Annotated in this window: 12 protein-coding genes; 6 read left to right on the top strand and 6 right to left on the bottom strand. The window is 43.5% G+C overall.

What is annotated here, in order from left to right:
* Positions 1-135: 135 nt before the first annotated feature.
* The gene (pfkA, locus tag EES38_RS19610) at positions 136-1,098 is read left to right on the top strand and encodes a 6-phosphofructokinase (RefSeq protein ID WP_124938920.1); all 963 of its coding nucleotides are present in this window, start codon (positions 136-138) and stop codon (positions 1,096-1,098) included.
* A gap of 53 nt (positions 1,099-1,151) precedes the next feature.
* On the opposite strand, the gene glpX is transcribed toward pfkA, so the two are convergent.
* Positions 1,152-2,159: a class II fructose-bisphosphatase gene (gene glpX, locus EES38_RS19605; RefSeq protein WP_124938919.1), complete on the bottom strand. Its 1,008-nt coding sequence runs from the start codon at positions 2,157-2,159 to the stop codon at positions 1,152-1,154.
* Between the two features lie 328 nt (positions 2,160-2,487).
* Here glpX and zapB point away from each other — a divergent pair, with 328 nt between their 5' ends.
* Positions 2,488-2,733, top strand: coding sequence for a cell division protein ZapB (gene zapB, locus EES38_RS19600; protein ID WP_124938918.1), 246 nt, complete (start codon positions 2,488-2,490; stop codon positions 2,731-2,733).
* 59 nt (positions 2,734-2,792) lie between these two features.
* Here the strand turns inward: zapB and metF are convergent, their stop codons facing one another.
* From metF to EES38_RS19585, 3 genes are all read right to left on the bottom strand, one after another.
* Positions 2,793-3,683: a methylenetetrahydrofolate reductase gene (metF, locus tag EES38_RS19595; protein WP_124938917.1), complete on the bottom strand. Its 891-nt coding sequence runs from the start codon at positions 3,681-3,683 to the stop codon at positions 2,793-2,795.
* Between the two features lie 176 nt (positions 3,684-3,859).
* A complete protein-coding gene (locus EES38_RS19590; protein ID WP_124938916.1) occupies positions 3,860-6,274 on the bottom strand; it encodes a bifunctional aspartate kinase/homoserine dehydrogenase II in 2,415 nt (804 codons plus the stop codon).
* Positions 6,274-7,440 carry an O-succinylhomoserine (thiol)-lyase gene (locus EES38_RS19585; RefSeq protein WP_124938915.1) on the bottom strand — a complete coding sequence of 389 codons (1,167 nt, stop codon included), beginning with the start codon at positions 7,438-7,440 and terminating at the stop codon, positions 6,274-6,276. The genes EES38_RS19590 and EES38_RS19585 overlap by 1 nt, the downstream gene beginning before the upstream one ends.
* A gap of 218 nt (positions 7,441-7,658) precedes the next feature.
* On the opposite strand from EES38_RS19585, the gene metJ reads away from it, so the two are divergent.
* The 3 genes from metJ to EES38_RS19570 all read left to right on the top strand — a co-directional run bounded on the left by metJ (position 7,659) and on the right by EES38_RS19570 (position 10,731).
* Complete coding sequence (metJ, locus tag EES38_RS19580) at positions 7,659-7,982, top strand: met regulon transcriptional regulator MetJ (RefSeq protein ID WP_124938914.1); 324 nt, start codon at positions 7,659-7,661, stop codon at positions 7,980-7,982.
* Between the two features lie 270 nt (positions 7,983-8,252).
* Positions 8,253-9,980, top strand: coding sequence for a ubiquinone-dependent pyruvate dehydrogenase (poxB, locus tag EES38_RS19575; protein ID WP_124938913.1), 1,728 nt, complete (start codon positions 8,253-8,255; stop codon positions 9,978-9,980).
* 103 nt (positions 9,981-10,083) lie between these two features.
* The gene (locus EES38_RS19570) at positions 10,084-10,731 is read left to right on the top strand and encodes a glutathione S-transferase (protein ID WP_124938912.1); all 648 of its coding nucleotides are present in this window, start codon (positions 10,084-10,086) and stop codon (positions 10,729-10,731) included.
* Positions 10,732-10,779: 48 nt separating this feature from the next.
* Here the strand turns inward: EES38_RS19570 and EES38_RS19565 are convergent, their stop codons facing one another.
* The gene (locus tag EES38_RS19565; protein ID WP_124938911.1) at positions 10,780-12,057 is read right to left on the bottom strand and encodes a malic enzyme-like NAD(P)-binding protein; all 1,278 of its coding nucleotides are present in this window, start codon (positions 12,055-12,057) and stop codon (positions 10,780-10,782) included.
* Between the two features lie 160 nt (positions 12,058-12,217).
* Positions 12,218-12,439 (bottom strand): 50S ribosomal protein L31, encoded by a 222-nt coding sequence (gene rpmE, locus EES38_RS19560; RefSeq protein ID WP_124938910.1) that lies wholly within the window; start codon positions 12,437-12,439, stop codon positions 12,218-12,220.
* Positions 12,440-12,678: 239 nt separating this feature from the next.
* Between rpmE and priA the strand changes: the two genes are divergently transcribed.
* Complete coding sequence (gene priA, locus EES38_RS19555) at positions 12,679-14,880, top strand: primosomal protein N' (protein WP_124938909.1); 2,202 nt, start codon at positions 12,679-12,681, stop codon at positions 14,878-14,880.
* Positions 14,881-14,925: the final 45 nt, after the last annotated feature.

Here is a 14,925-nt window from a genome sequence, read left to right as displayed (position 1 = left end):
TGCAAAATAAGAGTAGTATTCCTTTCCAATACGGGTAACATATTGCACAGTTTGAAACCGAATCTCCATTTATTGACAGGTTCGTAAATGGCTACAACTATTAAATAATAAGTTCCCAATATCATAGGGGTGAGCATGATTAAAAAGATCGGGATTTTGACAAGTGGCGGTGACGCACCAGGGATGAATGCTGCGATTCGCGGCGTCGTGCGTACTGCATTAGGAGCTGGACTAGAAGTATACGGTATCTACGATGGTTACTTAGGCCTGTATGAGGATCGTATCGTTAAATTAGCCCGCTCAAGTGTTTCAGATGTAATCAATCGTGGCGGTACCTTTTTAGGTTCGGCTCGTTTTCCTGAATTTAAGGAAGAGTCTGTTCGTGCGAAAGCGATTGAAAACTTGAAGAAACACGGTATCGATGCACTTGTTGTTATTGGTGGTGATGGCTCTTACATGGGAGCGAAGAAACTGACTGAAATGGGTTACCCATGCATCGGTTTACCAGGCACTATCGATAACGATATCGCAGGTACGGATTATACTATCGGTTATTTAACGGCGTTAAATACAGTGATTGAATCGATTGACCGTTTGCGTGACACTTCATCATCACATCAACGTATTTCTATCGTAGAAATTATGGGTCGTCATTGCGGTGATTTGACTTTGATGTCTGCGATCGCTGGTGGTTGTGAATACATTATTACGCCAGAAACTGGCCTGAATATGGAAGAGCTGATTGCGAACCTTCAGGACGGTATCAAGAAAGGTAAAAAGCATGCAATCATCGCATTAACTGAGTTAATGATGGATGCGAACGAACTTTCTCGTAAAATTCAGGCGGCAACAGGTCGTGAAACTCGTGCGACAGTCCTTGGGCACATCCAGCGCGGTGGACGTCCAACAGCATTCGACCGTGTGTTGGCTTCTCGTATGGGTAACTACGCTGTACACCTTTTACTTGAAGGCTATGGTGGTCGCTGTGTCGGTATTCAGAAAGAAGTTCTGGTTCATCACGACATTATTGATGCAATCGAGAACATGAAGCGTCCAGTACGTAATGATCTGTACAAAGTGGCGGAAGAGTTGTTTTAATCAGGACTCTTACCAGATTTATAAAAGGTCGCGCGAGCGACCTTTTTTAATGATTATACAATTACGGCTCTTTCTTCCGGGTCCTTACGATCTAAGTAGTGGATGGATTTAATTCGACGAATTGTACGGCAGCGACCACGAATTAAGAGCGTTTCAGTGGTAGCAATATTGCCTTTACGGGTAATGCCTTCCAGAAGGTCACCTTTCGTTATCCCTGTTGCTGCGAAGATAACGTTATCACTGCGCACCATATCTTCCATCGCCAATACAACATTGGCTTCAACGCCCATTTCAGCACAACGACGTAATTCTTCTTCACCCAGCTTACGATTCTCTTCTGAGTCACCTTTAACATCATGACGAGCTAACAGTCTCCCATGCATGTCGCCGTCTAGAGCTCTGATAACAGCTGCAGAGACGACACCCTCAGGAGCACCGCCAATGCAGTACATCATGTCGACTTCGCTATCAGGCATACAGGTCAAAATCGAAGCTGCCACATCACCATCAGGAACAGCGAATACGCGTACGCCCATATTTTGCATCTCAACGATAACGTCATCGTGACGTGGTTTCGCTAGCGTGATAACGGTCAATTCAGTTAAAGGTTTGCCTAAAGCAAGCGCGACGTTTTCCAAGTTTTCTTTGAGTGGCTTATGTAGATCAATACAGCCTTTCGCTCCCGGTCCCACGACTAGTTTTTCCATATACATATCTGGCGCTTTAAGAAAACTACCTTTATCAGCGGCGGCGAGTACTGCGAGTGCATTCGATTGTCCCATTGCAGTCATACGAGTGCCTTCAATAGGATCCACTGCGATATCAACGGCATCTCCACCCAAACCCACTTTTTCACCAATGTATAGCATCGGTGCATCGTCGATTTCGCCTTCACCGATAACAATTTCACCATCAATTTCGGTTTTATTTAGCAGGCTGCGCATTACCTCTACCGCAGCACCATCGGCGGCATTTTTATCGCCTCGGCCAAGCCATTTGTAACCCGCCAGTGCCGCACCTTCAGTGACGCGTGAGAATGCCATCGCTAATTCGCGTTTCATGCTTACTCCAAATAAAGAGAGAAATAAAAATTTGCAGAAATTTTAGCATATCCATAGCTAAACGTTTGCTATTTTGCTCCTTCGCGGGTTGCACTTGATCAAATTGATCTGAATTACATTAAGTAATTTGTAGAATATTGCTGTCTATTTAGGGCAGGGATACATCAGTTCGATTCGTTTTCGTTAATATCGTGTCAATTAACGCTTTTTTTTTAAGCGAATGGCGCGATTATCCAATATAGGACGTGTTTCTGAACGGATCGGTGAGTAAAATAAAGCAAATTAGGTGAAGATTTTTCACGAGACTATATTCAACGAGGAGAGACGAATGTCTTTTGAAGTACTAGAACAACTAGAAGCTAAAATTCAAACTGCAGTAGACACCATTACTTTGCTACAAATGGAAGTGGAAGAACTAAAAGAAGATAAGCAAAAGCTGGAAAGCGAAGCAAATGAACTCAGAACCAGCCGTGAAGAGTTAGAGCAACGTGTTCAGACTATCCAGCAAGAACATGCTGCATGGCAAGAAAGAATCCGCAGCCTGATTGGTAAAATGGATAACGTAGAATCCTAAGTAAAAAAGCCGACGTTATCGTCGGCTTTTTTCTTTATCTGGAGAGAGTAGATTATTCGTTATACCTGAGGACGAACGCCTAGTGTATGACAAAGAGCGTAAGTCATTTCAGCACGGTTTAATGTATAGAAATGGAAGTCTTTTACACCTTCTCGGCAAAGAATACGCACCATATCGATTGCTTGGCTCGCACCAACAAGCTGACGTGTTGTTGGATCATCATCTAACCCTTCAAACTGTTTTGTCATCCAGCTTGGTACTTTTACATTATTGATAGCCGCAAATTTACTCGCTTGCTTGAAGTTTGATACAGGTAAAATACCAGGAACGATTTCTACATCGATACCGGCAGTCACGCAACGGTCACGGAAACGCAGATAGCTTTCTACATCGAAGAAGAACTGAGTAATAGCTCGGTTAGCGCCGGCATCTACTTTTCTTTTCAGGTTTAGAAGGTCAGCTTGTGCACTTTTGGCTTCAGGATGAACTTCTGGGAAGGCCGCAACAGAAATATCGAAATCATGGCGAGACTTTAGAAGCTCGACAAGGTCTGAAGCGTACATATCTGGTTTACCACCACCTGCAGGGATATCACCACGTAGCGCAACAATGCTCTCAATACCGTTTTTCCAGTAATCTTCAGCGATGGTGATCAATTCGTCGCGAGTAGCATCAATACAGGTTAAGTGAGGAGCAGCGATTAAACCAGTCTGATCTTTGATTTCTTTGATAATCGAATGAGTACGATCTCGTTCACCTGAGTTTGCGCCATATGTAACAGAAACGAACTTAGGTTTTAGTGTTTTTAGGCGATGCACGGAGTTCCACAGTGTTTCTTCCATTTTCGGACTACTTGGTGGAAAAAATTCAAAGGACACATTGATATCATCTGATAATTCAGCAATGTTTTGGTTTAATGCGTCGATGTGACTCGCGTGTGTGTAACCCATAATACTACTCTCCAAGAAGGGAAAACCCAGTATGCTACTCTTATTGACGTTTAGACGTCTATATGTCTAAAGAATGTCTTGAATTGAATTTAATGTCAATGATCTATGCATGAATTTTATTCATGCTAAGTTGAGTTTTATTCACGTAGAAAAAAGGAGCTCTAAGCTCCTTTTTCTTATAGTAATGATGATAGCAAATTGATATCAGATTGCAGTGCGCCTGCTGTCACTTCTCGACCGGCTCCCGGACCTCTGATGACCAGAGGATTATCCTTGTACCATCGGCTTTCAATAGCAAAAATATTATCGCATGGTAATAAGTTGGCCAGAGGATGTTCCGCCGATAACGCTTCAACACCGACACTTGCTTTACCTGAACGTTCAAGTCGTGCCACGTAGCGTAAAACTTTATCTTCTTTTTGGGCTTTATGTAAACGTTCTGATAGTAGCTCATCAAGTTTGTGGCTGTTATCTAGAAAGTCGTCCAAAGAGAGTGGCTTTAGCTCTTCAGGAACTAGAGATTCAACGATAACACTATCTGGTTCAATTTCTTGGCCAGCTTCGCGGGCAAGAATGACCAATTTACGCATGACATCAGAGCCATCCAGATCTGCCCGAGGGTCTGGTTCAGTGAGACCTTGTTGCCAAGCTAAATCGACAAGCTGACTAAAAGGTACGGAACCATCGTATTGTTGGAATAACCACGACAGTGTTCCTGAGAAAATACCGGATAGGGCAACAATTTCATCACCGCTTTCTCGAAGGTCGCGCACAGTATGGTTGATGGGTAAACCTGCACCTACCGTCGCATTGTACAGCCAGTGTCGGTTAATCTTAGAAAACGACTCTTTGACCTGATAGTAAAACTCACTCGATGCCGAACCGGCTATTTTATTGGCCGAAATCAAGTGTAAACCTTGTTGAGCAATATCCAGGTATTGGTTGGCTAAATCTTGACTGGCTGTAACATCCAATACAATAACGTCATCGTATTTTTCTGCTTTACCCAGTTTTAGCAGCCACTCGGTGCCGTCGTTGCTTATGGACTTGTCTTTAAATTGCTTATCCGCTGTTTTAGCATCGATCCCATCTTCATCGAACCAGTATGATTGACTATCAACGATAGCGATTAATTCGAAATTCATACCACGCCGCTTTTCCAACTCACTTTTCTGTTCAGCGAACAGTTTGAGCCAGCTAGAGCCAATATTTCCTTTACCGCATAATGCAATTCCAACCCGCTTCTGTGCTTGGAATAATTGGGTATGTACTCCCTGAACAAGTGCTGCAAGTGGGGCGGTGCTACGCAGGACTGCAACAAGGCTTAGCTCGGTATCCGATTCTGTAATAAATTCAACCGGTGATGATTTAAGTTGCTGATAAAACCCAAAACAGTGCTGAGCATTTTTCGTCACTCCCGCACCAACGGCCGCAATAAGTGAATAGCCTTCACGAAGCTTAATTTCAGCTTCTATTGCAAGTTCCTGTAGATATTCAATCGCACTGTTGGCTAGTTCGCTGGTATAGGCGAGACGAATACGTTGCTGATCGGCATGGATATCTGTTGCCAAAGGGACTAATTGTGCTTTTTGCAGCAAATCCATGGTTGATGTCAGCAAGCGCTGAAAATCATGGCCTTTCGCAAAGTTGAGCTCTAGCAGCATCACGTTTTCTAGTGAAGAGATGATCTTCGCTCCACGACCTGATGCAAGAACCCGCTCTACATGAGTAGATCCTGATTCTGGTTGGTAGCTGCAGCGAAGATGAAGGTCAATGGCACTTTGAGCAACGGGCTGAAGCGTTCGGCTATGTAGAACGGGTGCTGCCAATCTGGCCAGCTCACTGGCTTCGTCCAGTCGCAGAAGTGGTAATAGGCAAGCATCTTCGACGATTCTTGGATCGGCGCTATAGACACCTGCAACGTCACTCCAAATCGTTACTCGTTCCACTTCCGATAACGCGCCGATGATGGTTGCGGAATAATCAGAACCATTACGTCCGAGTAAGACCGTTTTTCCATCGTCATTTTGCGCGATGAAGCCAGTAAAGACGATACGTTCATTCGCGTACTGAGCCAGAATCTCTTTCAATAAAGGATACGATTTGGCTTTCTCTATTTCTGGCTGAGCGCCAGATGGCGCGCGAAGGAATGTTCTTGAGTCTTGAGCGATCGCGGTCAATTCATTTTGATTTAAAAGCGCAGCCAACAAGCGAGAAGACCAAACTTCTCCATGAGCGAGAATACCTGCGTAATCAAACGTGGATAAAGGTGCTGTGAATTGAGCAAGTAATTTCAGTTCATCCTCTAATTGAGCAAGTAGGGAAACTGCAGATTGCCCATCAATCAATTCGTTAATTAACGTCGACTGAAATACTTTAATTTCTTCAAGAATTGCGGCTGAATCAATCTCTGCTGTGGCAAGAGATTCAGTGAACCTGATTAGGTTATTGGTTGTTTTCCCTGCTGCAGAGACCACGATAAGGTCGTTGGTATTCGAATACTGCTTGAGAATATCAACGACACGTCTGTAGCATTTTGGATCTGCTAAGCTACTACCGCCAAATTTGTGTAAGTGACGAGCCTCAGACATTATTGAATCCCCTTCGATGACTCAAGTGCTTGAGTTAAATCTGCAATCAAATCAGACGCGTCTTCTAGACCAACAGAAAGACGCAGCAACTGTAATGAAACTCCAGCAGTAGCGAGTGCTTCTTCGCCCATAGCACGGTGCGTCATGGTTGCTGGATGGCACACTAAGCTTTCTACGCCACCTAATGATTCAGCAAGCGAGAAGAGTTTTAACGCACTTACGAAGTGTTTCAGTTGCTCGTAGCTACCGCCAAATTCAAAGCTAAGCATACAACCAAAACCGGATTGCTGTTTTTTCGCAATTTCATGGCCAGGATGGCTAGGAAGACTTGGGTGATAAACTTTTTTCACCAGCTCATGTTGAGTTAAGAAGGCTAAAATTGCCTGGCTGTTTTCTTCATGCGCGCGCATACGTGCACCAAGCGTTCTTAATCCCCTTAATGTCAAATAGCTATCAAACGGCGTACCGGTCGAGCCAATACAGTTACCCCACCATGCAAGTTCTTCTGCGTGAGCCTGAGTTTTAGCAATGATAACGCCACCAATGACATCAGAATGTCCATTCAGATACTTAGTTGTTGAGTGAACAACGAAATCTGCACCGAGAGAAATTGGCTTTTGGAACACAGGTGACAAAAAGGTGTTGTCGACCGCGACAAGAGCACCGATTTCTTTTGCCTGTTTACATACTTTCGCGATGTCTACCACTCGTACAAGTGGGTTTGATGGGGTTTCCAACAGGATAAGTTTTGGTTTTTGCGCCAGTGCTGCCTGCATTGCCTCTTCGTTACACTGATCAACAAACAGAACTTTAAAATCGCCTTTTTGACTACGAGTATTGAACAGACGGTAGGTACCACCGTAACAGTCATGAGGAGCAACAATGGTATCGCCTGGTTTTAGAAACGTTGATACCCATAGGTTCAAAGCTGATGTACCGCAGTTAGTAACAACGGCACCTTCACCACCTTCTAATTCGGATAAAGCAGACTCTAATAGTCCTCGATTTGGGTTACCAGAGCGCGTATAGTCATATTTAGGAACTTCGCCAAAAGCAGGAAAGCCATAATTGGTCGATAAGTAAATTGGCGGAACCACAGCATGATATTGAGTGTCTGATTCGATACCGGTACGAACCGCAATAGTAGCTGGCTTATGAGTGGACATATCTGCTTTCCTTCCTAATAAATGCAACGATGAGAAAGATAACCCATCTCTCTTCTTGTTTAAATAAGTGAACCTTACTTCGTAATATGCACACTTTAAACTTGTCTGGTAAAGACGTCAATACTTCTAGACGTCCATATGTCTTTGCTTGTAGCAGTAAATAACGCTAAAATTGTCCTCAGTTTTCGAATCAGTATTATTTTGAGAGAGGGATAAAAATGGCGGATTGGAATGGCGAGTACATCAGTCCTTATGCAGAGCATGGTAAAAAGAGTGAGCAGGTAAAGAAAATTACAGTTTCTATTCCTCTTAAAGTCTTGAAAGTTCTAACTGATGAGAGAACCCGACGCCAGATTAATAACCTGAGACATGCCACGAACAGTGAACTTCTATGTGAGGCTTTTCTGCATGCTTACACAGGACAACCTTTACCAACTGATGAAGATTTACGTAAAGATCGTCCAGATGATATCCCAGCGGAAGTGAAAAAAATCATGACGGAAATGGGAATCGAGTTCGAATCGTTCGACGAAGAATACTAATTATCTCTCTTATTAATGAAAAGCCGCTGAATTATTTAGCGGCTTTTTTGTTTCTCTTCCTTTTAGACGAAAACGTGCTCTTTTAGGCCTTATTATTCTAAAAACACCATCCTTATAAAAAAATATTGCAAAGATTCAAATAATTTTTACTTGAACTGGTTTCATAGGAAGAGGATGATTAAAAAGTGAGATGTAGAGCACACTTTTAAATCATCCTTATCCTCGTTATAAAAATTTATAAGTCAGCCATTCAACAAATGGGGAAGTTATATGAGTAACACTAGTATTGCATATTTTATTACGGACACTTTACGCCAAGCGGGAATTAAACGTATTTGGGGCGTAACCGGGGACTCACTCAATGGAATCAGTGATAGTTTAAGAAAAATTGGTTCAATTGAGTGGTTAGGAACTCGTCACGAAGAAGTGGCTGCATTTGCAGCTGGTGCAGAAGCCCATATCTCTGGTGAACTTGCTGTCTGTGCTGGCTCATGTGGTCCTGGCAATATGCACCTTATTAACGGATTGTATGATTGCCACCGCAACAAAGTACCTGTACTTGCGATTGCTGCCCATATCCCGTCGTCGGAAATTGGTACCAACTACTTCCAAGAGACTCACCCACAGGAACTATTCAAAGAATGTAGTGTTTTCTGTGAGTTAGTTTCAAACCCTGAACAAATGCCGTACATGCTAGAAACGGCCATGCGTCAGGCTATTCTGCATAATGACGTTGCTGTCTTGGTTCTACCTGGTGATGTTGCTCTTAAAGCGATGCCCGAAGGCGTGACTGCCAAATGGAATCAGCCTAAACCTGCTTTCTATACTCCAGCGCAAAGTGATTTAGATGAATTAGCCGAAGCACTTAATGGCAGTCGTAAAGTGACTCTTTTATGCGGTGCGGGTACAAAAGGCGCTCATGACGAAGTAGTAGAATTAGCGAAAAAACTTCAGGCACCTATCGTTCATGCTATGCGTGGTAAAGAGTATTTAGAATATGAAAACCCTTATGATGTGGGTATGACAGGTCTGATCGGTTTTGCTTCTGGTTATCACGCGATGCGCGAAGCAGACACATTACTTTTGGTCGGAACCAGCTTTCCTTACCGAGCTTTTTATCCTGAGAAAGCACGTATTTTACAAATCGATAATAACCCTGGTTCACTTGGCCGCCATGCGCAAATTGATCTTGGTGTTTTGGGTGATACCAAAAGTACTCTCAAAGGGTTATTACCTCTAATTAAAGAAGATCGTTCAAGTAAACACTTAGATAGTTGTTTGAAAAACTATAAGGAAGCGAGAAAAGATCTTGACGACTTAGCGGACGGTAAAACATCACATAACTTAATTCATCCACAGTATTTGGCGCGTCTTATCAGTGAGCAGGCTGCAGAAGACACGGTCTTTACTTGTGACGTTGGTACCCCAACGGTTTGGGCTGCTCGTTACCTTAAAATGAATGGCCAACGTCGACTGATTGGTTCCTTTAACCACGGTTCGATGGCGAATGCGATGTCCCAAGCTATGGGGGCTCAAGCGGTGGATAGAAATCGTCAGGTTGTCGCGATGTGTGGTGATGGCGGTTTCTCAATGCTTATGGGGGATTTACTTTCCCTGAAACAGTTGAATCTGCCAGTAAAAATTATTGTTTTTAATAACCGCTCTTTGGGTTTTGTGGCAATGGAAATGAAAGCGGGTGGTTATCTATCGGATGATACTGATTTGGAAAACCCGAATTTTGCTGAAATCGCTGAGGCGTGCGGTGTTAAAGGGATTCACGTCTCTGATCCAGAAGCGCTCCCTGGCGCCCTTCAAGAGACGATGCATTATCCTGGTCCTGTCGTCTTGTCTGTCGATACAGCAAAACAGGAACTGGCCATGCCACCACAAATAAAAATGGAGCACGCAAAAGGCTTCAGTGTTTATATGATGAAAGCCATTATCAATGGTCGTGGTGATGAAATTGTTGAACTAAGTAAAACGAACTGGTTACGTTAATCCGATATAGTCAGTTTTGGGCCACTCATGTGGCCCTTTTTTATGGAATATTATTACGTGAAGCGTTAGGGTGGGTGAAACTAAAAATAGAGAGGTTAGGTTTATGATTCAGCTTCATCATCTAGTTATGTCGCGCTCCAATCGGATTGCGTGGTTACTCGAAGAGTTAGATCTAGAATATGAGGTGATTCGTTATGAGCGCGATCCTAAGACGTCAGCTGCACCAGAGTCATTAAAGGCAGTACATCCCTTGGGTAAATCACCAGTTATTACTGATGGTGATCTGACGATTGCTGAGTCCGGGGCGATTGTAGAATATTTGATCGATACTTATGATACTCAAGCAAGACTAAAACCTTCCGGCGGACAAGCATTGCTAGATTATCGTTTCTGGCTGCATTTTGCGGAAGGGTCAATGATGCCATTGCTGGTTATGAGGCTGGTATTGGATAAATCGTTGACGTCGCCAATGCCATTTTTTATTCGTCCCGTGATTAAAAAGTTCATCGCGGCGTTGAACAGATATTTTATTGAACCGCGTTTAACCCCCCAGCTTGAGTTAGTGGAAGACCACCTGAAGCAAAGTGACTGGCTTGCAGGCGATGCACTGTCAGGTGCCGATATTCAAATGGTGTTAGCACTGGTTTTTGCCAAAACGACGACTGACTTTGCGCCATACCCTAATATTAATGCCTACTTGCATCGGGTGAGTTTGCTTGACTCTTACCAAGCTGCTGAACAAAGGATGTAAAAAAACCGCTGATTAACAGCGGTTTTGTATTTCTAAAGAATTAGGAAATTAGCTTTCCATATAACCTTCAGGCATTGCAATTCGAGCTGAGCCAGAATCAACGGCTGCTTGTGCGACAGCTTTTGCTACACGAGGAAGTAAGCGAGGATCCATTGGTTTTGGAATAATATAGTCTTTACCAAAGCTTAGGTGCTCGACACCCGCAGCTTTTAATACTTCCACTGGTACTTCTTCTTTCGCTAACTGGCGGATAGCTTCAACAGCTGCGAGCTTCATGTCATCATTAATTTCCTTAGCTCGTACATCCAGTGCACCGCGGAAGATAAATGGGAAACATAAAACGTTATTCACCTGGTTAGGGTAGTCTGAACGACCTGTGCCCATGATTAGATCATCACGTACCGCGTGAGCTAATTTAGGTTTGATTTCAGGATCTGGGTTTGAACAAGCGAATACAACTGGTTTATCAGCCATCAACTGCAGTTCTTCTGGTGAGATTAGATTTGGACCGGATACACCAAGGAATAGGTCAGCATCTTTAATCACATCTGTCAGTGTGCGCTTATCGGTATTATTCGCAAATAACTGCTTATATTCGTTTAGATCATCACGGCGAGTATGAATAACGCCTTTACGGTCAAGCATGTAAATCTTCTCGCGCATCGCGCCACACTTAATCAAAAGCTCCATACACGCTACGGCTGCAGCACCTGCACCAAGGCAGACAATCGTGCAGTCGTGAAGATTTTTACCTTGTAGCTCTAACGCGTTAAGCATACCCGCAGCAGTAACGATTGCCGTACCATGCTGGTCGTCATGAAAAACGGGTACATCACAACGTTCGATGAGCTGCCTTTCGATTTCAAAACAGTCTGGTGCTTTGATGTCTTCAAGGTTAATACCGCCAAAAGTATCAGCAATGTTGGCCACGGTATTAACGAACTCTTCAGTCGTTCGGTGTTTTACTTCAATATCAATCGAGTCAATACCTGCAAAACGTTTAAACAGAAGTGCTTTACCTTCCATGACAGGCTTTGATGCTGTTGGTCCAAGATTACCTAAGCCCAAAATAGCCGTACCGTTGGAAATAACCGCAACAGTATTTCCTTTAGCGGTATATTTATAAACGTTTTCCGGGTTTTGCGCGATTTCTCGAACCGGTTCTGCAACGCCTGGACTATATGCCAGCGCTAAATCTTCGGCTGAATCTGCTGATGTCGTTAGTGAAATTGCGATTTTACCTGGAGTAGGGTATGCATGATAGTCTAGTGCTTTGTTTCGAAATATCTCTTCTGGAGAGAGTTCTTGATCATTGTTATCGGACATGGATTGTCTCTCTTGTCGTTGTTATAAAAGTTTTAAAGTTGATAATTTGCCGCAACATTTTAGATCAAGCTGATAAAAGCGACTAGCAAAGAAAAGTTTCAAAAGTGGAATAAAAAAAGGCGCCTCAGAGGCGCCTTTTTCGAATCTGTTGAATAACAGCTTATTTTTTGCCGCTTGATAGAGCGCCAAAACGTTTGTTGAAGCGATCAACACGGCCGCCTGTATCAACAATACGTTGTTTACCAGTGTAGAATGGGTGACATTGGTCACACACGTCTAGGTGTAGTTGATCTTTACCTAGAGTAGACTTAAACACGAAAGTGTTACCGCAAGAGCAGTTAGCTGTTACGTCTTTGTATTCTGGGTGGATACCAGTTTTCATGGGAGAACCTCAAATTAGGCCGTGTCGCTATCCGATTCTAAGCCGGACACCACACGTATGTTAAACAATTTTGCTAGAGAGCAATATCACAGGGATAATGCTAAGGCGCGCTATATTAATGAATCCTTGGTTTAGGATCAACCTGTTTTGCTGTTATTTTAGCCATAGACTGAACTCGAATTTCATCAGTCCTTCGTTTACACTATGTTTTCGTCTAAAAATGTGGTGTTACTGAATTTATGCGACCCTCCATCGCTCGTGTTGCCTTACCTGTTCCGCTCGATAAACAGTTTGATTATTTGATACCTGCAGATTGTTTTCCTATCGTTGGTGGACGTGTGACGGTTCCATTTGGTCGGCAAACTTTGGTGGGTATCACTATGGAGTTGCGTACAGAATCAGACATCTCAGTTGAGCTGTTAAAGCCAATTAAATCTGTTCTTGATCAACAGCCTATATGGTCTGAATCCCTTTTCTCCCTTCTAAAATGGTGTAGCCAGTATTACCACTTTCCGCTAGGCGACACATTATCCAATGCTTTGCCAACGGCTCTGAGAAAGGGGAAAAGTGCAGAGTTACAAGCTCAAACTATCTGGACTATCTCTGAACAGGGACAGAATAAACTGAGCGCTGGTTTAGGCCGAGCGATTAAACAGGCTAAAGCTCTTCAGTTATTATCATCAGGAAGTTTGACCCACGATGCCATGTTGGCAGAAGAGATTGGGAAGCCAATACTGAGTGCTCTTGAGGAAAAAGGTTGGGTGAGTTCAACCACTGAGCAACCCCAAATTGCACCCTGGCCAAGTGAAATTGAAAATGCTAACGATAAGCCACGCCTCAATGAGGAACAAGCTATTGCAATAGCCAGTATTAATAGTTGTAGTCAGTTTGGATGTTTCTTGTTGGATGGTGTAACCGGTTCGGGTAAAACAGAAGTGTATCTGAATACGATGCTGCCAGTATTGGAGAAAAAACAGCAAGTATTAGTCTTGGTTCCTGAGATAGGACTTACGCCACAAACGATTCAACGTTTTCGCCGGCGTTTCCATGTTCCTATTACAGTCATGCACTCTGGGCTTAATGATACCGAACGACTCAATGCCTGGATTGCGGCAAGAGAAGGGCACGCTGGTATTATCATTGGTACTCGTTCAGCTTTGTTTACTCCGTTCAAACAGCTCGGAATGATCATTGTCGATGAAGAACATGATTCCTCATATAAGCAGCAAGATAGTCTACGTTATCATGCTCGGGATATCGCAGTTATGCGAGCCAGTCAGGAGCAGGTTCCTATCGTTCTTGGGTCGGCCACGCCATCTTTCGAAACGCTCCAAAATGCACTGGCAGGTAAATATTATCATCTGGAGTTGACTCAAAGAGCGGGTCAGGCTGTTCCTACCAAAAATCATGTATTGGATATTAAAGGTCTTTATTTAGACGGTGGTTTATCAGCCCCCCTGATCGCGAAGATGCGAGAGCATTTGCAACGGGGGAATCAGGTTATGCTCTTTCTCAATCGTCGAGGTTATGCTCCAGCACTCATGTGTCATGAATGTGGTTGGATTGCAGAATGTAAACGGTGTGATTCTTACTATACATATCATCAATCTAGTCGCGAGTTGCGTTGCCATCATTGTGGTTCGCAGCAGCCAGTGTTACACCAATGTCGTGAGTGTGGCTCGACTCATATGGTTACGGTTGGTGTGGGTACGGAGCAATTAGAAAAGCAATTGGCGATTTTATTCCCTGAATACAGTACGATTCGTATCGACCGTGATAATACACGTCGTAAGGGAAGTCTTGATCAAGCGCTAGAAGACATTCGCAAAGGCAAGCACCAGTTGCTCATTGGTACACAAATGTTAGCTAAAGGACACCATTTCCCTGATGTAACACTTGTGGCTATCCTTGATGTTGACAGTGCGCTGTATAGTAGTGATTTTAGAGCGGCTGAGAGGCTGGCTCAATTATACATTCAGGTATCCGGTCGAGCAGGACGCGCTAGTAAACCCGGCGAGGTCATCCTGCAGACCCACCACCCAGAACACACATTACTTTCTTCTTTATTGAAACACGATTATCGACAATTCGCGTTGTCGGCGCTAAACGAAAGAAAGCTGGCTGCTTTACCGCCGTTTAGCTATCTTACTTTGTTCAAAGCTGAGACCAATCAATCTGAACACGCTGAACAGTTTTTACGTCAAGTTCGCCAGACGCTCGAGGTTAATCCGCTATTTAATGAACAGTGCCTCATCCTTGGACCTTCTCCAGCGCCAATTAGTAAAAGAGCAGGACGATTTCGTTGGCAGCTATTACTTCAGGTAGAAACTCGCTCGAGTATGCAAAAAATACTGATGAGTTCTAAACAGGCAATAGAACTGCTTCCTTTGGCAAAGCGCGTTAAATGGTCTGTTGATGTCGAACCTCAGGAGTTATCTTAGTTATTTATCAATAGTTTAAACGGATTAAGTGCTGAGGCTTGATTT

Origin of the sequence: Vibrio viridaestus (genome assembly GCF_003856525.1) — a bacterium.
GTDB lineage: Bacteria > Pseudomonadota > Gammaproteobacteria > Enterobacterales > Vibrionaceae > Vibrio > Vibrio viridaestus.
Note: the sequence above shows the minus strand (reverse complement) of the source record. Positions and strands in the feature narration are given on the sequence as shown.